Here is a 21,489-nt window from a genome sequence, read left to right as displayed (position 1 = left end):
CAATAATTCAATAAAACACACGTTATAACAATGACTGAGAAGTCCCTATATCTGTTGTGTTTTATTTATTTAAGGGAAAAATAAAACGTACACAAAAAGCCTTGGTATTCCAAGGCTTTTTAAGTTATACTCCTCCTTATTTTTTGTAAGTTTGTACATATAGAACATTCATGCAAACAAACCAATACGATAGCATTAAGGTAAAAGATAATCTAAGTGATAAAATATCAGATCATTTGGTTATTGAAGCTCCTTTGCAAATTAATATTAATTCACAATCCTATACGGTTGTAATGCGTACTCCGGGGAATGATATTGATTTGATAAGAGGTTTGTTATATGCTGAAGATATTTATAAAGAAAAAACAGCTTTAAACTTTGATATTGAAGAAGAAAAGAAAGATTTTTCCAGTATTATCAATGTTACTATTTCTAAAGAAAAATTAGGAAAAGGATATCTCAACAAAAGAACACTACTATCAGTTTCTTCCTGTGGTATTTGCGGAAAAAAGGAATTAGATGATCTTCATGTATCTGGAAAAGCCTTGAGTAATTCGAAAAAAGTTACACAAACTCAGATTCAACAGATGTTTCAGTTATTAAGCAATCATCAAGAAACGTTTAAAGTTACAGGGGGAAGTCATGCTGCTGCTATTTTTAATAAAAAGCAAGAACTACTTACTATAAGAGAAGATATTGGAAGACATAACGCCGTAGATAAATGCATTGGAAGTTTATTAAAAAATGAAATTCTTGCAGAGGCTAACGTACTTTTAGTAAGCGGAAGAGTATCTTATGAAATAGTTAGCAAAGCATTTCTCGCTAAAATTCCTATTATTGTAGCAGTATCCGCTTGTTCAACCTTGGCGGTTGATTTTGCCAAAGAATTCGGTATTTGTTTAATCGGATTCAGTAGAAATAATAAAATGACCATATACGCTAATCCTCAATATATATCTTATGAGCGATAAAAAAATACATGCCCAACCTCCTGAAAAATTAACAGGAATTAAATTAACCGAAATTCCTAAATCTGCTGTGGGAGTGAAAGCTATTAAATCTGCTTTAAGCCATGTTTCTGATGAAGTCGGAATTGGAAAAGGAATAGGATTATTAGCTAAAATCAATCAAAAAGAGGGTTTTGATTGTCCAGGTTGTGCATGGCCAGATCCAGATGAAAAACGTGCTTTTTTAGCAGAATATTGCGAAAATGGTGCTAAAGCTATTGCTGAAGAAGCTACAAAAAATAGAGTTTCTCCTATGTTTTTCACTACCCACTCTGTACAAGAAATGTCAGAATGGTCTGATTACGAAATAGGAAAAAGTGGACGTATTACGCATCCGATGATCTTAAAAGAAGGAGCAACACACTATGAAGAAATTTCGTGGCAAGATGCTTTTAACCTTATAGGAAAAGAATTGAACGCACTAGCTTCTCCAGACGAAGCTATTTTTTATACCTCAGGAAGAACTAGTAACGAAGCAGCTTATTTATACCAGTTATTTGTGCGTCAGTTTGGTACTAACAACCTACCCGATTGTTCAAATATGTGTCATGAATCTAGCGGTGCTGGTTTATCTGAAACATTAGGTATTGGAAAAGGTTCGGTTACTCTAGATGATTTTAACCATGCTGATTTGGTAATTGTGATGGGACAGAACCCAGGAACCAATCACCCCCGTATGCTTACCGCTTTAGGAGATACTAAAAAGCACGGTGGAAATATCATTACGGTAAACCCATTACCAGAAGTTGGACTTTTACGCTATAATGACCCACAAAATCCATTAAAATGGATTGGACCTGGTCAAAAACTAACCGATATTTTCTTACAAGTTAAAATTAATGGTGATGTAGCCTTGTTAAAAATCATCATGAAGCTTTTACTTGAAAAAGAAACACAAAATCCTGGTACTATATTCGATTTGGAATTCATCAAAGAGAAAACCCAAGGATTTGATGCGTTAATAGAAGATATTAATAATTATACTATTGAAGACTTGTTACCTCAAACCGGTTTAAGCCTTTCAGAAATAACAGAAGCTACAGAGCTTATTGCGACTAGCAAAAATGTTATTATTTGTTGGGCAATGGGACTTACTCAACATAAAAATGCCGTAGATAATATTCGTGAAGTGGTAAATTTATTACTGCTAAAAGGAAGTATTGGTAAAAAAGGTGCCGGTACTTGTCCAGTAAGAGGGCACTCTAATGTTCAAGGAGATAGAACTATGGGTATTTGGGAAAAACCTAAAGAAGGTTTCCTTAAAAACCTAGAGAAAGAATTCTCTTTTGAAGCACCTCGTAAACACGGATATGATGTCGTAGCTGCCATTGAAGCAATGAAAACGAAACAGGCTAAAGTGTTTATTGGAATGGGAGGTAATTTTATTTCTGCAACACCCGATACTGAATATACTGCGGAAGCTTTGCAAAATTGTGATTTAACGGTACAGATTTCTACCAAGTTAAATCGTAGTCATTTAATTCATGGTAAACAAGCCTTGATATTACCTTGCTTAGGTCGTTCAGAAAAAGATATGCAAGAAACCGGAGAGCAATTTGTATCTGTAGAAAACTCAATGGGTGTAGTACATAAATCTAGCGGACATTTAAATCCACTTTCAGATGCCTTATTAAGTGAACCTGCAATTGTTGCAGGTATGGCAGAAGCTACTCTTAAAGACTCAAAAGTTGAATGGTCTAATTTAGTAACCAATTATGATCTTATTAGAGATAAAATTGAAGCAACTATTGCTGGTTTTGACCAATACAACCAACGTGTTCGTGAAAAAGGAGGCTTCTATTTACCTAACAATGCGAGGTCGAACGACTTTTCTCTTACCCATACTGGTAAAGCGAACTTTACTGTGAATCAACCATCAGATGTTTCTTTAGAAAAAGATCAATTTATGATGATGACGATTCGTACACATGATCAATATAACACTACGATTTATGGATTAGATGATCGTTATAGAGGTATTTTAAACGAGCGAAGAGTTATTTTTATGAATCCTGACGACATGAAGTCATTAGATATCAATAAATTAGACAAAGTAGATTTAACGAGCTATTTTGAAGGCGAAAAACGCTTTGCTAATGGCTTTTTAGCCATTCCTTATAGCATTCCGAAGCAATGTACAGCAACCTATTTTCCTGAGGCAAACGTGCTTGTTCCTATTAAAAGTAAAGCAAGAATAAGCCACACACCGGCTTCTAAAACGGTAATTATTTCTGTTAAAAAAAGTTAAAATTAAAAAAAATTGTATTTTAGTCACCAGTAAACCTATTACTTAATCAAAACACAACGGTATGCCTTTTATAGAAGAAGAGAAGTTTAAACTAATGCAAGAAGACTTCGACAATGCTAAACTGAAAAGAGAAGAAGCAGAAAATGAGCTAACTAAAGTTCAGGAAGATTTTCATTCATTTAAGAAAAAATCTAAGATTACTCCTATTCTATTTGGTATTCTATTCGGTTTATCTGCTGCTTTAGCTTATTATTTTTATACGAACGGTGGTGGTACTGTTTCTGATTCAGAAATCGCTGCTATCAAAAAGAAAGAATCAACTCGTGTAATTGATAGTATTCAAAGAGCACAAGCAAGGGCTAAACGTAATAATAAAGGAAACGACAATTCTACAGATGATGTTGCTTCAAATACTTCTGAAGACGCTATGGATACTGCTACTTTTGAAGGAGATGTAGACAATGCTACACAAGGAGAAACTGTATACTCTGTTCAAGTTGGTGTTTTCTCTGAAAAAAGATATCCGTTGCTTTCTTCAGCATTTACTCCTGGAATTGCTGCTGCCAATGGTAGCTACTTTAAGTATTCCTTAGGGTTATTTTCTACTGTAGAAGAAGCAAAAAAATTACGTAGTGAGCTAAGAAATATTGGTTTTAAAGATGCTTTTGTGGCTTCTTATGTAAACGGAACAAGACAAAAAATACATCACTAAGATTTTATGATATATTCAAATTTGAAAAGAGCACTCATGATTATTGGTATTATGAGTGTTCATTTTTTGTATGGACAACAAGAAATTCCTGAAAAGAAAACTCAGTTAGGCTTTGGTCAAATAGATTTCCTATCTATTAAAATGCCAATGGATGAAGCCAATATGGATTTTACTGGACTTCACTACAATGTTAAACTGAACAATTGGAGTTATGCAGGTGTTGGGTTTTATGGTGCTGTAGGTGGAATTCGTGGTGGTTTTTTTACTTTGGGAGTCAACGCAGGAATTCAACAAAAAATAACAGACAATTTTTTTATTGACACTGGAATTCATTTCGGTGGTGGTGGTGGCGCAGCTGCTCCTGATGGTGGAGGTGCTTTTATACTCCCCCACTTTAACGTAGGATATGATTTTAAACATTTCTCTGCAACGGCAGGATATAGTTATATCAACTTCTTTGATGGTGGAGATATTAATAGCAGCCAGTTGAATGTAGCAGTTCAAATTCCGTTATCATTTGAAACAGCTAGTTTTAAAAATAGAGAGAAGACATTTGCTATTGACAATTTACAAGCAACTCGCTGGAAAGGTAATAGTAACCGAATGTCTTTAATGGTTCATTTAAACAATTTATCTGTTACCAATGGATCTTATGAAGGAAGCACTATTCGATTGGCTGGATTTGAATTGAATTCTTATTTAAACGATCAGTTTTTCTTTTTTGTAAAAGCAGATGGTGCTTACCACGGTATTAGAGCTGGATATATGGATATTTTCTTAGGAGGAGGATATCACTTATCTATGAACAAGAATCGAACAAACATACTTGCTAAATTCGGTGTAGGTGCCGGAGGTGGTGGAGGTGTTGATACTAAAGGTGGTTTCTTAATTTATCCAGATCTATCTATTGAACAAAAATTGTTTGACAATGTATACGCTTCTGTCAACAAAGGGTTTATGATGAGTCCAGATTCACATTTTAAATCATCCACTTTTGGTGTAGGATTAAAATATTACGTTGATAAAGATGGTACTTTTAGTAAAAACAATCGTTTTACAAAAGGAAAGTTTAAAGGCTTTGAAGCTATTGTTAAGCAAGATGTATATTTAAACGCTGCTAGAGATGGTGGATTTGAGCAAAATATGCATCAAATCTCTTTACAAATCAACTTTTTCTTAAACAAATACATCTATGGAGCAGGACAAACTTCTTTTGCCAATTTTGGAGATGCAGGAGCCTATGCTGAAGGAATTGTTGGTTTAGGGGCACAGTCTGGTAACTTTTTTAACAACACAACCTCAGTATTTTTACAGGTATTAGGAGGTGCTGCTGGTGGTGGTGGAATTAGCACTGGAGAAGGACTCATTGTAAAGCCAAGTGCCGGTATTACGCATAGACTTACCGATAAATTACATATTAGAGGTGGTGTGGGTTATGTTAAGGCCCGTGGAAATGGTTTAAGTAGTGCTTTTATCAATTTTGGTGTGAATTATAATTTCTCATTCTTAAGCGTTAAAAAGTAAGACCATATAACATATATTTAAAAGAGGGGCTCATTGAGTTCCTCTTTTTTAATACTACAAGTTTGTGTTATAAAACTAACATTATTCTAAAAACGAACATTATTCTCATCTAATATAATTGGCAGTTATCTATAACTAAGCTACATCATATAATCATGCAATAGTGGAGTTTATTTGCTCAAATCTTAACAAAAATACCATTTACTAATGCATAATTGGTCTTGTTTGGATTTTTCACATAGCATTTCCCTTGCTTAACTATCATCAAACTATCAGGTATATTTTCAAGAAGTTGTTCTTTATTCACCAATTTGTTATTACTATCCATTTTATCAAAAACAATTATTGGATATTTGTTTTTATACAAACACCATCCATTAGGTTCAATTTCCGAATAAGTAGCTTCCCCTTCTTCCTGATAATCTGGGTCAATATCAAACCTATTCAAATGAGGAAATTGAATTAAAGTTAAAATAGTATCCTTTTTTATTTTTCTTAAATACAAATGATATGAAGGATGAGAAAAATTATAGGTATCCATATCTAATGGAGTATTTTCTATATACTTCTCTACCACCCTGTTTAATTCTTTTTTAAAAGCATATTGTTCTTTAAGTTTTACATTTTGACAACAAGAGAAAAACAAACTAAATATTATAAAGAACAGTGAGTAATACTCTTTCTTGATACAAGGATTATTGTGATATCTGGATTTCATAGCTACTATTTAATACTCTAAAATAACAAAAAGATGGACTTTCACTCATCTTCTTGCTTGTTAAAATATTAACTCATTACTGCACTCAACCACACGATACAATCGTGCAGAAGCAGAGAAAACCGATTAAATTTATGCAATTATTCTTATAAATTGAATAATAAATACCATTAGAAAGAATATTGACAAAAACGAATAAAGCGATAACCTTTGATAGTAAGTATATACACCTCCTTCTCTATTCCTGTATTGCTTTGGTAACACTTTAAATGTATAATAGAAAAAAATGATAAAAGCTAAAATACAAGTGATAACTGGATACTCTTTAAACAAGTAAATTATTCCTCTCAGGAAATCTCCAAATAAATCTTTCATTAGTTACTTTTTTTATCTGAACTTAACACGATAATTACATCATTAAGCTAAACAGCTCTCTAAAATACTGCTTTCTACAAAAACAAGAAGATGAACTTAAATTCATCTTCTTAATTGTATTTATTATTAATTTAATTCTGTCCCCATTCTTAGGTAACCATTGAATAAAATTGTTCGAGAGTGCGAGGTGGTGTGGGTTATATAAAGACTCAAGGAAATGATTTAAGTAGGGCTTTTATCAATTTTGGGGCGAATTATAATTTCTCTTTTCAAGCGTTAAAAGGTAATACTATAACATATATTTAAAAGAGGAGCTCTTTGAGTTCCTCTTTTTTAATACATTAAACAAGGTATTTTATATTTTTAAATTGCTTATCTCTATACTATCTTCTTTCTTATCAAGCTTTACTATAACTGTTCTTCTTTTTTCATTTTTACGTCCATAATTGGTAAACATAGTAACTTTTAAAATTGGAGGTCCTGATATTTTTTGAACGGTATCGGCATAATAATCAATCATAATTTTATATTCTCCTTTTATCGCTTTTTTAAGCATAAATTCTTCTGGTCCATATCCTTCTGTCATATCCAATGACATTCTTCCTCCTATTTCTGTTTCTATGTTCTTATAAGAAGCTTTTTCCTCTTTTGGATCAACTACCCATAAATCTAAATCAGTATCATTATGATTCCAATCTACAACAATACGTACATCAACAGGCATGGATTTAAAAAGCTTTTTTTGATGCTTATCTAATCTTAACTTGCTTCTATACTTAGACACTAACCTAGTTAGCTCTACAAATACCACCGCTTCAATACCATCAAATCGTTCATCTTCATCTTTGTTTAGAAGATCTCCATTATAAATTTTATAAAGCAAATCAAAACTATCTTGATAATCTCCCGCTAGTTCATAAGCTAAAGCTAAATCTCTATAGGACTGAGGTTCTTCAGGTCTTAGCACTAAAACTCTTTTATAAATGTATTTTGCTAAATCATACTCCTTAAAATACTCCAACTTATACGCTAATGCCTTTAGAAGTTCATAATTATCTAAATCTATCTCTATTAAATTTGTCAATATTCTAATAGCCATTTTTTTTGCTCCCCTTTGATCAAAGAAATCAGCTATATCTATGTAAAACATTGGACTATTAGAATAATGATCCCTGATTTCTAAATACCTATCGTAGGCAGATATAACAGAAGTTTCTTTTTCTAGAACTTCCAAATAGGGAACTTCAGGATTCCATGCCTTTAATTCTATTCTTTGTTCGATTAACAGATTTAAACGATCTATTTCTTTTTTATGAGTTATTAATCCCTTTTTGGTAGTAAAAATAATGATTCCATTTCTGGCTTTTTCTCCATAAAGCTTTACCGCATCAATTGGTTTTATAACTTGAACAGAAGCTATTTCATTAGGCTTAAGCTGTTCTATAACCTTTTTATTTACAGGAATTCCATTGACTATATACATTATTGTCTCTTGATATATATTATTCCCTCTTACAACCGTATTTACATTTTCAGAACTATTTTGAGCAACAACAACACCTGATGTTAACCCTTCACTAGATTTAATAGCAACACTACCAGTATAACTTCTTACTTGTCTTGAACCATAACCTACCACCACTACTTCATCTAATAGGTTATCCTCTCCTAGTTCTATATCTAATATATTCCTATTGCTAACAATAACTTCTTCAGTTACATATCCCACAAAAGAAAAAACTAAAACTTCATCTTTTTCAACATTAATTGTGTATTTACCATCAAAATCTGTTTCTGTTCCTCTTCTTGTTCCTTTTACCCAAACAATAGCACCAGGTAAAGGACCTGAAGAATCTTTAACAATACCTCTTACAACGTTTTTAGAATAATCAATATCAGAGACCAATGTCTTTTCTTCTGAATTGTTATCTGTATTCTCTATAGAATTATCGACATTAGAATCATTGTTAACGGCATTATCATTAGAATTACTAGTGTTTGTATTATTTGAAGAAGCTATTACTGTTTGGTTCCTAGAAATGTTGCGAGTACTAAAAGTTTGACTTGTTCTCTTAGTATTTACCTTTTTTAAAGGATAAGTTTCATTATACCAATCTGTAACTTCTTTATATTGATCAAAGATATCTTCTCTTCTTAATTCAAAGTCTTCTCTTTTGGAAATTTGATCTTCTTCTCTTTCTCTTAACAGTGCTTTGTATTGTCTTTTTAGTTCTTTTGGCGGTTCTATTTTATATTTTACATAGTCCTGAATTCTATCTAAAATTAGCATTGATGTGTAATCCGTAATTAATTGATACTGTTTAGCTAAAGAAATAATTGCTTTTTTATTTTCTTCTTTATCTACACTTAAATATTTTAATTTTTCTTTTGCCCAAAGTCTTTTAACCTGACTTGATTTCTTAGATCTATCTAAATCAATATAAATTTCCTTTATTATCTCATCTTGACACCCAAATATTAATTTGATTGTAGACTTTCTTTTAAACCTACCCGAAATCACAAAATCATTCATAATATTTACGCTGTTTTTTGGATATACCTCTTCTAAACTAGAAGTACTTTGATACCCTAAAAACTGTAATGCTTCTCTCTTCAATAACTTAAATGCTTCATTGCTATCAAGTTTTCCTAAATTTATATACACACCTCCTTGATTAGTTGCAATGGTATTTAATAAGAAATGATCAGCGGAGATTAATGAGTTGATTGTGTAAATTGTTTTACTCTTTAACCTTTTTATACTTCCTAAATTCGTTAATCCATCTGAAAATAAAAGTACCTCTTTAGCGTCTAGTTGTATGGTTTTTAGTATTTCTAAATTGGTTCCACCATCATAAGTTTGAGCTAGTATTTCTTTTTTAATGATATTCCAATTTCCTTCAGATATGTTGAATTTTTTCTTGTTAATTATGGCATTATTAAAAGAAACAAACTCAACTTCTACATCTTTCAAATAACTCAAGTACTTACCCAATAGCTCTAGTTCTTTTGTTAAGGTTTTATTTCTCATTGAAAAAGAAGCATCCCAAAGTATACATATCTTTTCAGGCTTTTTCTTATCACGAAATTGATTCTTAAACTTTACAGAAGTATAAAAATAATCTCTGTAGGTTAATGTTTTTTCTGTATCGAAAGAACTTGCTATGATTACTTTAATTGGTTCTTGAGGTTTTACATTCTTTTGTACTATAGAAGCGTTTACAACATTCCCTTTTCTTATAAAATTTGGGTTTTTAGATAATACACTTACTATCTTTATTTTATCGGATTTGGAGATCCCATAAACAAAAACATCTATCGATACAAAATCTATTGTCTGTTTAAATCCTAATGGTAGATTATAAACTAACTTATTCTTATTGCTTGAAAGCTTTTCTTCATAAGTCAAAACAACTCTTTTAGTAGCTTTAGGTAAAATTGGATACACCCTTGCTTTATAATTATTTCCCTTAGTTTTTTCTAAGAGTGCTGGATCAATATTTTGTCTAATAGTTGTTTCATAAGCAACACGTGCAAGTTCTTTTTCTACAACCACAGCTTCTCTTAAATTTCCGTTTAGCTCCATAGCAAACTTATAAACTGACTGTCCTTCTCCTAAAGGAAATGAGAGTTCACCTTCCAGTGTCCTATCCAATCCGTTATAAAATTCCATATCATAAGTAGTCGTTGCATAATCTCCAGTAATTTCTGTCTTTACTTTTAAACTTGATAGCTTTAGCTGCTCACCATTTTGTAAAGTGATTTTTGGAGTGTTTTGAGAATAAAGTCCAAGACTTATTAGTAAGAAATTGATGAATAGTAGTTTTTTCATAGTATAGGCTTTAATATTAAGTAAAACTCAATATTTATACTAAAAAATAAAACCAGTAATGAGGGTAACTACCTTTTTATTGAGGGAAGCTATCTATTTTATAAAATCTAATGAATTGTAGTAAACTAAAGAATGATCCAAACCCTAATACGCATCTATATCTATAATAAAGCGTATTGGTCTAAAGTCTTGCACAGCCTCGAAGGTGTTTTTAATTTTTTGAAGTTGTTCCTTTGTTTTCGCTAAAGACTGTTTTGGAGGAATTTTAACAATCAAGTTTTTAATATACTGGTTTCGTATACGTGCTACTGCTGGTGCTGAAGGTCCTAACACATGTTCTCCAAATACATTTTGCAAAGATTTAGCCAACCAGTGAATCCCTGTATCCACTCGTGTATAGTCTTTATGCTTTAAGGTAATTTTTACCAAACGATAATATGGTGGATAATGAAACTGCCAACGATCTTGAAGCTGTTCCTTATACATTTCTAAATAACTATTGGTTGATACTTGCTGTAGTATTTGATGGTATGGATTAAAAGTTTGTATGGCTACATTTCCTTGTTTCTTGGTGCGTCCTGCCCTACCTGACACTTGTAACATTAATTGAAAAGCGCGCTCATGTGCCCTAAAATCAGGAAAATTGAGCATGGAATCTGCATTTAGAATCCCTACTAAAGAAACATTTTCAAAGTCCAATCCTTTTGATAGCATTTGTGTTCCTACCAAAATATCTATTTCCTGAGCCTCAAAAGCACCTATAATCTTTTCATATCCATACTTCCCTCGAGTGGTATCCAAGTCCATACGGCCAATATTATGGTTTGGAAATAACTCTTTTAATTCCAATTCTATCTGTTCAGTTCCAAAACCTTTGGTATCTAAAGTAGAACTTCCACAAGCACCACAACTGGTAGGCATGGCACGTTGGTAGTGACAGTAATGGCATTTTAGTTCTCCTCTAAACTTATGATAGGTTAAACTTACATCACAATTCGGGCATTGGGGAGAAACTCCACAAGTAGTACATTCTACTACTGGAGAAAATCCACGTCTGTTTTGAAATAGAATGATCTGTTCCTTTTCTTCCAAAGCTTCTTTCATCATAGTCAACAAACGATCAGAGAAATGTCCTGTCATTCGTTTTTTACGATGCTTTTCTTTGATATCTATCAATTCTATTTTGGGTAACTGAATATTTCCAAAACGTCGCTTTAGTTCTACAAAACCGTATTTTTGTTGCTCTGCGTTATAATAACTCTCTAATGATGGTGTAGCAGAACCTAATAATACTTTTGCTTTATGCAAATGTCCTAATACTACAGCCGCATCACGAGCATTGTATCTTGGTGAAGGTTCAAATTGTTTATAAGACGTTTCATGCTCTTCATCAATAACAATTAGTCCTAAGTTAGAAAAAGGTAAGAATGCAGAAGATCTTGCTCCCAATATAATTTGAGCTTTTGGTTTATTCTCAAGTACATTATTCCATACCTCTACGCGTTCATTCATAGAATACTTAGAATGAAATACAGAAATAAAATTTCCAAAGTAATTCTGCAAGCGCGTTATAATCTGAGTAGTTAAGGCAATTTCAGGAAGTAAAAACAATACCTGTCTTCCTTCAGCAATTACTTCTTTAATCAACTTTACATAAATCTCTGTTTTCCCAGAACCTGTAACTCCATGTAATAAAGTTACATTTTGAGTATCAAAAGAAGTTTTAATTTCATCAAAAGCCTCTTGTTGAAATTCATTCAACTCTTTTATTTGATTGGTTTCTCCTTGATAACTAATTCTATCTGTTTGAATATGGTAAAATTCAAAAATCTCTTTATCAACTAAAGCTTTTAAAATAGAGGAAGAAACGCCCGATTGTTCTTCTAAATCTTTTGCTTTAATAGGCTTTTTAGCTGCTTTTAACTGAAAAAAAGTCATTACAGCATCTCGTTGCTTTTTAGCCCTAGAAAGTTGTTCTAACAAGTCTTGTAATCCTTCATTAGAATTGTATACAGTATTTAAACGTACATATTTAACCAATTTAGGTTTGTACGTCTCATAAATTTCTTCTTTGATGTATACCGCACATTTTTCTATCAATGTATTGATAATTGGTAATACTGTTTTTTTACCTAAAATATCTGATACTTGATGAATGGTTAATTGAGAATGATGTTGTAAAGCTTCAAAAATCAAAAATTCATCATCAGTCAATATAGATTCCTCAACAAAAGCTTCATTCTTATAAATGATTGTTTCACTTTCTAACATAAAAGCAGAAGGCAATGCTGCTCTATATACGTCTCCTAAGGAACACATATAGTAACTAGCTATCCATTGCCAATGTTGCAATTGTTGTGAATTTACAATCGGTACATCATCTAATATTTGATGAATATCTTTCGCCTCATACAAGTCTGGAGCATTTTGGTGAATATTAAACACCAATGCCGTATAAATTTTACTTTTACCAAAAGAAACTGCCACACGCATTCCTTTTTGTAAGAAATGGGCTTCTTCCTTGGTTACCGCATAGGTAAACGTTTTTTGTAAAGGAATGGGTAGTATGACGTCTATGAAATAAATATGAAGTTCTTTTTGATGAAACCAAAACTACGTAAAATTCACTACATTGTAAACAGAAAAACAACGCTATTTATGACTTCATCAGAATGGAAAAACAAAGGTAAATTCTTAAGTATTCAAAATCAGCAAGTTTTTGTCATTGATGAAGGCGCATCAGATAATACTATGGTTATTCTTCATGGCTATCCTACCTCCTCTTATGATTACTACAAAGTACTTCCGGAGTTGATAAAACACTATAGAGTTATAATTCATGATCATTTGGGGTTTGGTTTTTCTGATAAACCATTAAATTATTCCTATTCTTTAATTGAACAAGCTGATGTTGCTTTACTATTATGGAAACAACTCGGATTAAAAAATATTACACTACTCGCACATGATTATGGCACAAGTGTTGCAACAGAAATAATTGCTCGACATCATAAACAACTGTTAGATATTAATATCAAAGAATTGATACTTTGTAACGGAAGTATGCATATTGAATTAGCCAAACTAAGGACGATCCAAAAATTGTTAAAGAATAAGATTACTGGTAAATGGGTTGGTAAATTAGCGAATCAGTTTATCTTCAATAGGAATATCCGTAAAATTTATTTTGATAGCTCCAGAGTGAGTCAACATGAACTTGACGAAATGTGGTTTCAAATAAATTATAACAATGGAAGAAAGGTTATTCATTTGTTAAGTAACTATATAAACGAACGATATTTCTTTTGGAATAGATGGATTGGAGCTCTTAAACAAACACAAATTCCTACTAAAATTGTTTGGGCTACACATGATCCAATAGCCGTAAAAGCCATTGCTGAACAACTTCATAAAGAGATTCCAAATAATCAATTAATTTGGTTAAAAAACGCTGGTCATTTTCCAATGCTTGAATCTCCAAAAGAATGGGTAAACAAAGTAACTTCATAATTTAAATGTTAACAAGTGTTAACTTTTGTGTGTGTTTTTTTCTTAAAATTCTTAAACTCTGTTAAATCACGTTAAGTTTTTATTAAACTCACGTTTTTAGTGAAACATTTTTTCATAAAGGGTAGTCTTATAAGCAAACCATAACACATAAAACTCTAATTATGAAAACATTCAAATCTTTAGTTCTTATACTTTGTTTAAGTGTATTTACTACGTTCACAATTCAAGCAAACGAAAACCCAAACCCTATCTTAAAAGCAAAAAAAGTATTGCATACGGAAATTGCTAGTATAATTGGTAATTCTGCTCCAATCAAAACCAATAAAACTGTTAAAGCCAATGTGTCGTTCATGTTAAATAGCAAAGGAGAAATTGTTATTCTTGATGTAGATTCTAATAGCAAACAATTAGCTTACTTTATCAAACGTAAACTAAACTATAAGAAGATAAACCATGAAGATGTTAAAAAAGGAAGTGTGTATGAATTACCAATCACATTGAAAAAGGGTAAATAACCCATTATTTATTACTATTACTGCCCAAAACCCAGGTTACTACTATTGTGTAATTTGGGTTTTATTTTGCCAATAAATCATCTAATAAACTTCTAATCTTTTCAGTATTCCAATTAGCCGGTCCTTTTTTATCCACTATAATTTTACCACTCTTATCTAAAATAAATGTTGCTGGAATTGAATTACTTTGCAATTTAGAAGGTACTGCACTTACATAATTGTATGTAGGAAAATTATACTCATTCTTTTCATAAAATTTAGAAACCGTACCCCAATCTTCATTGGTTACCAGTAAAAAGGAAACCTTATTACCATAATCTTGATGTAATTTTTTTATACTAGGCAGTTCTGCGATACATGGTGGGCACCAAGTAGCCCAAAAACTAACAAAGATTACTTTTCCTTTCTCTTCTTTAAAGTTAATATTTTGAGCATTTAAACCCTTTAAATTCCATTCATAAGAATCTAGGTGAACTTGTTCCTTTACTTCATTAACACTTGGAGAAAAGGAAATTAAGCGTATAAAGTATACTCTTGTTGACGGAAAAAGCAATAATCCTAATACAAGTAAAAAAAGTATGTTTGAATAGTGCTTCTTTAAAAATTTAATCATCTAAACTTGGTAAAATAAATTCATCTAAAACACTCTTTCTCGCCATCATGTCTTCTATATCTTTTACTGTTCTTGGTGCTTCTTCAGAAAGGTTAACTGGCCCTTCATTTGTAATTAAAATATCATCTTCAATTCTAACAGCTATTCCCCACCACTTTTTATCACAAGGACTTCCTTCTGGAATATAAATACCTGGTTCTACGGTAATCACAGAATTATGTCTAAATTGTCTATAGTTTCCAGGGTCATGTACATCTAAACCTAAGTAATGTGAAGTACCATGAGGAAAATAACCATGTGATTCGTCGACAGATTTAATAATTCCTAACTCAAACAACCCTTGATTGATAATTTTTTTTGCCTTTGCTCCTGGTTCCCAAAAATTATTTCCTACTTTACTCACCTCAATACCTGCATTTTGAGCCTTTAAAACAATTTGGTAAATTGCTTTCTGTTCTGGAGAAAATTTACCATTTGCTGGAATTGTACGGGTTACATCTGCCGTATATCCACGATATTCTGCTCCTAAATCCATTAATACTAGGTCTTTTCCCACCTTCTTTTTACTGTTTTCAATATAATGTAAAATACATCCGTTGTTTCCAGCTCCTACAATAGAAGGGTATCCTTCATATTCAGCCCCATATTTTTTATATACAAATTCATGAATTCCTTGAATTTCGCTTTCAGACATATGAGGCTTCATTGCTTTCATTACTTCAATTTGTCCTATAGCAGAAATTCTAATTGCTTTTGTTAGCAATTTTATTTCTTCTTTTGTTTTTACCTCTCTCATATCTGCCAATTGTGTAGGTAAAAACTTGAAATCTAAATTTGTCTTTCTGGTAGCTATTTCTATTTTAATTTTATGCTTGACCTTTTTTCTTAAATCATCTGTTTTTGCATCAACATATTCTGAAATCAATTGATCTTTCTTAAATTCTGGATATTTCTTAAAACTTAATGCTAAGTTTTTAGCCACTTCTTCCAACTGAGCATCTGGTACATTAGCAATTATTTGATGTACATACTTCACATTTGGACTTTCAATACTCATTTTATTAAAACCAGAAGATTCTTTAAAAGACGTTACCAAATCAAATACTTCGGCTTCATTTACTAAAGAGTTTCGATAATCATCACTAAATTCCTCAACATATACATTGTCAAATTTCTTAAAATCTACAGCGTTCTTAATAAACTCTTCGGCATTTTTAGCTACACTAAAACCTAATTCCGTCTTAACTCCTTCAATACCCAATCTTTTACCATCCCATAATTCTCTCAATGGATCTTTTTTCTGTACGTATAAAACCTCATTAAAACAACTTCCTGAAGCATCCTTCTGGTTCTCAGAGAATAAAACCAATACTGCATTCGGTTCTCTATATCCTGTTAGGTAATAAAAGTTAGGGTCTTGATGAAAAACATAATCTACGTCGTTTGCTCTATTTCTAACGGGATTTGAAAATAACACTGCTACAGAGTTTTTTGGCATTTTAGCTCTTAAAACCTCTCTCCTATCCTTATGAAACTCAGCAGATAAATATTCTTTAGACATTTGAGCCTGAGCAGTATATACAATCGAAAATAAAAAACCAATTACAACTAACCTTCCTATCATTCTTCCTTCTAATTTTAAATAAAAACTCCCAAAAATACTATATCTCATACTTATAAAAGAAAAAATTAACAAATATTAAGATAAGATATGCGTAGAATATTCAACAAAACTTCAGTTTTTGTTTGCTATTTTTTCAATACTTTAGCGTCACTTTAAACAAACAATAAATTTATCAATGAAAAATACTGCTTTATCACATATACACGAAGCTTTAGGTGCAAAAATGGTACCATTTGCTGGATATAATATGCCTGTACAATATGAAGGTGTGAATGCAGAACATGAAACGGTTCGTAAAGGTGTAGGTGTTTTTGATGTAAGTCATATGGGAGAGTTCTTTTTAAAGGGGGAAAATGCCTTGGCTCTAATTCAAAAAATCTCTTCTAACGATGCCTCTAAATTAGTTCCTGGTAAAGCTCAATATAGCTGTATGCCTAATGCGGATGGTGGAATTGTAGATGATTTAATCATTTATATGATTGCAGAAAATAAATATATGTTAGTGGTAAATGCTTCTAATATTGAAAAAGACTGGAATTGGATTTCTCAACACAATGATTTAAATGTTGCTATGGAAAACCGTTCTGAAGATTGGTCTTTATTAGCTATTCAAGGTCCAAAAGCTGCTGAAGCAATGCAATCATTAACTTCTGTTGATTTATCTACTATTAAGTTTTATACTTTTGAAATTACTGATTTTGCGGGGATTCCAAATGTAGTGGTATCTGCAACAGGATATACTGGATCTGGTGGTTTTGAGGTATATGTTAAAAATGAAGATGTAGAACAACTTTGGAAAAAGGTTTTTGAAGCTGGAAAAGATTGGAATATCAAACCTATTGGATTAGCTGCGAGAGATACGCTCCGTTTAGAAATGGGATACTGTTTATACGGAAATGATATTGACGATACTACCTCTCCTATTGAAGCTGGTTTAGGGTGGATTACTAAGTTTACAAAAGACTTTGTAAATGCTGAAGCTTTAAAGAAACAAAAGGAAGAAGGAATTACTCGTAAATTAGTTGCTTTTGAATTAACAGAACGTGGTATACCTCGTAAAGATTATGAAATCGTTGATGCAGAAGGAACTGTTATTGGTAGAGTAACTTCAGGTACGATGAGTCCTTCACTTAGTAAAGGTATTGGACTAGGATATGTAACAAAAGAAAACTCGAAAGTAGATTCTGATATTTTTATCCAAGTGCGTAAAAAACAAATTCCTGCTAAGGTAGTTAAACTACCTTTTTACAAAGGATAAGTAAATACTAAAATAAAAAAGCTTCTAAATATTTAGAAGCTTTTTTATTTCTTATAAGAACCTTTCTTGTTCTTAACTCTCTCTAAAATTCTGGCATACTTAAAGCACTATTACTATAAAATATATAGTCTTAGCAATACTTTTAGCTTTATACAATAAAAAAGCAGCTCCCCCGAGCTGCTTACCCCTATAAATAATTTAATTCCCCAATTAAATACTCAATTTCTTGAGCACTTCAAAGTTGAAAAATAAAAGAGCTTTTTTTAAACAAAATACCTTAAGTGCTGGTTTTTAGCACTTAAGTGTCTTTAATAGATCCTCAAAAGTAAAAAAGACGACTATAAAGTCGCCTTTTTCTTATTTTTTATAAAGTAAATCTATTGATTTCCTAAAATAATAGGCATTCCGCTCTTTCCAGAACCTATGATAACTACCTTACTGTTAGGAGACTCTGACAACTTAGTAGTTGCTTCAATTCCTTTATCTTGTAAGATTTTATCGGTTAACGAAGCACTTAGAATTTTGTTTGCATCTGCCTTTCCTTTTGCTTCTATTCGTTGACGCTCTGCTTCTTTTTCAGCTTTTTCAATTCTAAACTGATATTCTAAAGCTTCTTGCTCTTGCTTTAATTTACGCTCAATTGCATCACGAATTGTATTTGGTAATTGCACATCTTCTACTAAAACTCTCTCTACAATGATGTATTGATCTTTTAAAGTTTCTTGAGCAGAGGCTAAAATTTCTTGCTCGATTACGTCACGCTTACTAGAATATAATTGCTCAGGTGTATAACGTCCCACAACACTACGTGCTGCTCCATTAATCGCAGGATCTAATATTTCTGAAATATAATTTTCTCCTTTCGTCTTGATTAAAGAACCTAATTTATCGTACTCTGGTCTAAACCATACTGTACCATCTACTCTAACCTCTAATCCGTTTACAGATAACACATTCATTTGGTCGGATATAGATTGCTGACGTACTTTTTGAACAATCATTTTATTCCATGGAGCCACAATATGAAACCCTTCTCCATAGGTCTTTTCTGTATTAATACCATCTCCAAAACGTTCAAATAATACTCCTGCCTCACCAGGACCAATAGTCTCTGTTGATTTTGCAATAAAAAATATCAAAACAATTGCTATAGGAATTAACAATCCTGTTTTTGGAAAATTCAATTCAATCTGATTTCTTGCCATTATATAAGTTTTTTTGTAAAAATACTCATTTAATCTCAATCAGCATACACACATTGGTCTCCTTATAGCTCAAATTCCAAGGTTACAGGCTTTAAATGAAAAATAAAAAAAGGAGCTTGCAGCTCCCTCTTTGCTTATAATGCGATCAAAATTCCTGTATTAAAAATAAATCCATCGGTAGGTGCCCAAATGTCTGTAAAATCAGGATCATTATGAGGAGGTGTTACCATAGATTGATAGTTTTGTTGCTTGGTATCTGTAAAGTTCTCAAAGTTTGCATAAACACTTATTTTACCAAAAGTTCTCATTGCCATAAAGCCCATTGTCCAAAAATCTGGGGTTTCTGTAAGATCATTTCTTAATTGTGAACTTTTATAATAGGCTTCATATCCTATTCTCCACTTATCATGTACCTCATACATTAAAACTCCTCCAATACTATGCCTTGGAGTCAATGCTTTTTGATTTCCGTTCAACTTAACATTATTAAAAGCATAATTGGTAAATAATATAAAATCTTTATACTTAAGTTTTAAATTGGTTTCTGCACCATAACTATTCAACAAACTTTTTGAATTGATAAACTCATAATTTGTGCCGTTATTTTGTAAAACAAGTGAGTTCTTTAACTGTGTATAAAAGAACAACTGATTAAATGATAATGAAACATGCTCATTGAATATTTTGGTTTTATAATTTAAATCACCATTAAAACCAATAGATGTTTCAGCTTCAAAGTTATTTGCATTAATTGGTAATACATTTTCATAAGAACGTTGCTCCCCTTCTTCCGTAAAGATAGTTGGTATTTTATATCCTAACCCTCCTCCTATTCTACTCGATAGATGCTCACAATATTTTATATGGATAGAAGCTCTAGGAAGCACAAATACCCCATAATTATTGTTGTAATCGGTTCTCAATCCACTTTCTAGTGTAACTACCTCAGATACTCTCCAATTGTTTTGCGCAAATATTCCTGTAGTAAATTGTGAATAACTCCTATCAATAGTAGACACTTCATCTTCATTAAAGTTTTCACTAACGATGTTTCCTCCAAAAACCCAATCCAGTTTCTCCTTATAAGTATTGTAAGTTGCTTCCGTAAAAGTGGCCCATTGCTTTCCTTTGAATTGCATGTTTGGCATTAATAAATCACGTTTGAAATAACTCACACTATTTTTAAAACTAAAGCTTTTATCATCCGACAATTGATTACTATAGCTCAATTGTGTGGCATATCGTTCAGATGTATTCTCTTCATAAAAGTTATGTTCCGGACTAGGACTACCATTAATAACATCTGCATCTCCGCCTATTCTATTTTCTAAGGTAGTATTTAGGTTGAATCTCCATGTTTCATTTTCATTGGGATAATAGAAAAATGAAGGATTCACACTAAAGCTTCTTACTTTAGGAATGTCTGTAAAATGATCATTATTTAAATCGGTTGCCTTTTGTAGATTTCCAGAAGTATATAAGGTCATTCCAAACTTACCATACTTTTCACTGTAAAACGCATTTAAAGTACTTCCATTTCTAGAAGTTTGATCATACATGAGTTTTATCTCTCGTTCCTCTTTTGGTTGTTTAGAAACTAAGTTTACCAACCCTGCAATAGCTCCTCCACCATATAAGGTTGAAGAACTTCCTTTTACAATTTCTACTTGCTGTAAGTCTAACGGTGGAATTTGCATGATGCTTAATCCGCTTGAAAAGCCTCCAAATAAAGGAAAACCGTCCTTCAACAACTGTGTAAAACGTCCATCAAGCCCTTGTATTCTTATGGATTGATTTGCAGAGTTTGCGGACGTTTGCTGCATTTGAATCCCTGTACTTTCTCTTAGTACCATAGCAATATTTGCTGAATTCATTACAGCCTTTTCACCTAATTCCTCTGCTCCCACTACTTCTATTCTTGTGGGTATTTCTGCTATAGAACGCTTACTTCTGGTAGATTGTATCACTACTGCATCTAAAGTTTCTTCGTCTTCATGTAGTTCAATGGTGATTAGATTTTTATTATTTGGAAATTCTAAGGTTTCCTCAACAGTTTCAAACCCCATAAATGAAATAATGAAGGTTTGTTTTCCATTTGGAATATTATTGATCGATGCCAATCCATCTAAATCAGTTTCCGAACCAATGCTTGTATTTTTAATGTATACAGATGCTCCTACTATTGGATCTTTTTCATCAGAAAGCACCTTAAATTGTATAGCATTTTGCCCAGATACACTGGTTGCTAATAGTCCTATTGCAAGGACTAGAAATATATGTTTTATCATGTATATGCTTAAATTAATTATAATATATATACGACATCTTCTCTTTTGAAAAGATGCATA

The 21,489-nt window shown here is 32.0% G+C and carries 15 protein-coding genes; 7 read left to right on the top strand and 8 right to left on the bottom strand.

The features are described 5' to 3' along the window. Positions 1 to 170 precede the first annotated feature (170 nt). The 4 genes from fdhD (at position 171) to ABNT22_RS09635 (ending at position 5,491) form a co-directional block, all read left to right on the top strand. Positions 171 to 971: a formate dehydrogenase accessory sulfurtransferase FdhD gene (gene fdhD / locus ABNT22_RS09650; protein WP_348717174.1), complete on the top strand. Its 801-nt coding sequence runs from the start codon at positions 171 to 173 to the stop codon at positions 969 to 971. Next, a complete protein-coding gene (locus ABNT22_RS09645) occupies positions 961 to 3,255 on the top strand; it encodes an FdhF/YdeP family oxidoreductase (RefSeq protein WP_348717176.1) in 2,295 nt (764 codons plus the stop codon). Before fdhD ends, ABNT22_RS09645 begins: the two co-directional genes overlap by 11 nt. Before the next feature lie 61 nt (positions 3,256 to 3,316). Further along, on the top strand, positions 3,317 to 3,967 hold the full coding sequence (locus tag ABNT22_RS09640; RefSeq protein ID WP_348717178.1) for an SPOR domain-containing protein: 651 nt from the start codon (positions 3,317 to 3,319) through the stop codon (positions 3,965 to 3,967). A gap of 36 nt (positions 3,968 to 4,003) precedes the next feature. Beyond that, entirely contained in the window at positions 4,004 to 5,491 is a 1,488-nt protein-coding gene (locus tag ABNT22_RS09635) for a hypothetical protein (RefSeq protein WP_348717180.1), read from the top strand. A gap of 178 nt (positions 5,492 to 5,669) precedes the next feature. Here ABNT22_RS09635 and ABNT22_RS09630 read toward each other — a convergent pair whose 3' ends face one another. The 4 genes from ABNT22_RS09630 to priA all read right to left on the bottom strand — a co-directional run bounded on the left by ABNT22_RS09630 (position 5,670) and on the right by priA (position 12,984). Then, complete coding sequence (locus ABNT22_RS09630) at positions 5,670 to 6,209, bottom strand: hypothetical protein (protein WP_348717182.1); 540 nt, start codon at positions 6,207 to 6,209, stop codon at positions 5,670 to 5,672. 132 nt (positions 6,210 to 6,341) lie between these two features. Further along, the gene (locus ABNT22_RS09625; protein WP_348717184.1) at positions 6,342 to 6,584 is read right to left on the bottom strand and encodes a hypothetical protein; all 243 of its coding nucleotides are present in this window, start codon (positions 6,582 to 6,584) and stop codon (positions 6,342 to 6,344) included. Positions 6,585 to 6,939: 355 nt separating this feature from the next. Next, positions 6,940 to 10,416 carry a VIT domain-containing protein gene (locus ABNT22_RS09620; RefSeq protein ID WP_348717186.1) on the bottom strand — a complete coding sequence of 1,159 codons (3,477 nt, stop codon included), beginning with the start codon at positions 10,414 to 10,416 and terminating at the stop codon, positions 6,940 to 6,942. A gap of 144 nt (positions 10,417 to 10,560) precedes the next feature. Continuing rightward, a complete protein-coding gene (gene priA / locus ABNT22_RS09615; protein WP_348717616.1) occupies positions 10,561 to 12,984 on the bottom strand; it encodes a primosomal protein N' in 2,424 nt (807 codons plus the stop codon). 33 nt (positions 12,985 to 13,017) lie between these two features. Between priA and ABNT22_RS09610 the strand changes: the two genes are divergently transcribed. Beyond that, on the top strand, positions 13,018 to 13,926 hold the full coding sequence (locus ABNT22_RS09610) for an alpha/beta hydrolase (RefSeq protein ID WP_348717188.1): 909 nt from the start codon (positions 13,018 to 13,020) through the stop codon (positions 13,924 to 13,926). Positions 13,927 to 14,087: 161 nt separating this feature from the next. Continuing rightward, the gene (locus ABNT22_RS09605; protein ID WP_348717190.1) at positions 14,088 to 14,441 is read left to right on the top strand and encodes a hypothetical protein; all 354 of its coding nucleotides are present in this window, start codon (positions 14,088 to 14,090) and stop codon (positions 14,439 to 14,441) included. A gap of 61 nt (positions 14,442 to 14,502) precedes the next feature. On the opposite strand, the gene ABNT22_RS09600 is transcribed toward ABNT22_RS09605, so the two are convergent. After that, positions 14,503 to 15,054, bottom strand: coding sequence for a TlpA disulfide reductase family protein (locus ABNT22_RS09600; protein ID WP_348717192.1), 552 nt, complete (start codon positions 15,052 to 15,054; stop codon positions 14,503 to 14,505). Next, positions 15,047 to 16,726 carry an aminopeptidase P family protein gene (locus tag ABNT22_RS09595; RefSeq protein WP_348717193.1) on the bottom strand — a complete coding sequence of 560 codons (1,680 nt, stop codon included), beginning with the start codon at positions 16,724 to 16,726 and terminating at the stop codon, positions 15,047 to 15,049. The genes ABNT22_RS09600 and ABNT22_RS09595 overlap by 8 nt, the downstream gene beginning before the upstream one ends. A gap of 127 nt (positions 16,727 to 16,853) precedes the next feature. On the opposite strand from ABNT22_RS09595, the gene gcvT reads away from it, so the two are divergent. After that, positions 16,854 to 17,936, top strand: a complete 1,083-nt coding sequence (gcvT, locus tag ABNT22_RS09590; protein WP_348717195.1) for a glycine cleavage system aminomethyltransferase GcvT — start codon at positions 16,854 to 16,856, stop codon at positions 17,934 to 17,936. Between the two features lie 377 nt (positions 17,937 to 18,313). Here gcvT and ABNT22_RS09585 read toward each other — a convergent pair whose 3' ends face one another. Both ABNT22_RS09585 and ABNT22_RS09580 read right to left on the bottom strand, forming a co-directional pair. Beyond that, complete coding sequence (locus tag ABNT22_RS09585; protein WP_348717197.1) at positions 18,314 to 19,141, bottom strand: prohibitin family protein; 828 nt, start codon at positions 19,139 to 19,141, stop codon at positions 18,314 to 18,316. Between the two features lie 134 nt (positions 19,142 to 19,275). Beyond that, positions 19,276 to 21,429, bottom strand: a complete 2,154-nt coding sequence (locus tag ABNT22_RS09580; RefSeq protein ID WP_348717199.1) for a TonB-dependent receptor — start codon at positions 21,427 to 21,429, stop codon at positions 19,276 to 19,278. Positions 21,430 to 21,489 lie beyond the last annotated feature (60 nt).

The organism is Tenacibaculum sp. 190130A14a (assembly GCF_964048965.1).
Classification (GTDB): Bacteria; Bacteroidota; Bacteroidia; order Flavobacteriales; family Flavobacteriaceae; genus Polaribacter; species Polaribacter polynesiense.
The sequence above is the reverse complement of the archived record's forward strand: the minus strand, read 5'-3'. Positions and strand labels throughout refer to the sequence as shown.

Coding starts and splice junctions, on each gene's coding strand:
- fdhD (WP_348717174.1), top strand. CDS start 171: ATGCAAACAAACCAATACGATAGCATTAAGGTAAAAGATAATCTAAGT.
- ABNT22_RS09645 (WP_348717176.1), top strand. CDS start 961: ATGAGCGATAAAAAAATACATGCCCAACCTCCTGAAAAATTAACAGGA.
- ABNT22_RS09640 (WP_348717178.1), top strand. CDS start 3,317: ATGCCTTTTATAGAAGAAGAGAAGTTTAAACTAATGCAAGAAGACTTC.
- ABNT22_RS09635 (WP_348717180.1), top strand. CDS start 4,004: ATGATTATTGGTATTATGAGTGTTCATTTTTTGTATGGACAACAAGAA.
- ABNT22_RS09630 (WP_348717182.1), bottom strand. CDS start 6,209: ATGAAATCCAGATATCACAATAATCCTTGTATCAAGAAAGAGTATTAC.
- ABNT22_RS09625 (WP_348717184.1), bottom strand. CDS start 6,584: ATGAAAGATTTATTTGGAGATTTCCTGAGAGGAATAATTTACTTGTTT.
- ABNT22_RS09620 (WP_348717186.1), bottom strand. CDS start 10,416: ATGAAAAAACTACTATTCATCAATTTCTTACTAATAAGTCTTGGACTT.
- ABNT22_RS09610 (WP_348717188.1), top strand. CDS start 13,018: ATGAAACCAAAACTACGTAAAATTCACTACATTGTAAACAGAAAAACA.
- ABNT22_RS09605 (WP_348717190.1), top strand. CDS start 14,088: ATGAAAACATTCAAATCTTTAGTTCTTATACTTTGTTTAAGTGTATTT.
- ABNT22_RS09600 (WP_348717192.1), bottom strand. CDS start 15,054: ATGATTAAATTTTTAAAGAAGCACTATTCAAACATACTTTTTTTACTT.
- ABNT22_RS09595 (WP_348717193.1), bottom strand. CDS start 16,726: ATGAGATATAGTATTTTTGGGAGTTTTTATTTAAAATTAGAAGGAAGA.
- gcvT (WP_348717195.1), top strand. CDS start 16,854: ATGAAAAATACTGCTTTATCACATATACACGAAGCTTTAGGTGCAAAA.
- ABNT22_RS09585 (WP_348717197.1), bottom strand. CDS start 19,141: ATGGCAAGAAATCAGATTGAATTGAATTTTCCAAAAACAGGATTGTTA.
- ABNT22_RS09580 (WP_348717199.1), bottom strand. CDS start 21,429: ATGATAAAACATATATTTCTAGTCCTTGCAATAGGACTATTAGCAACC.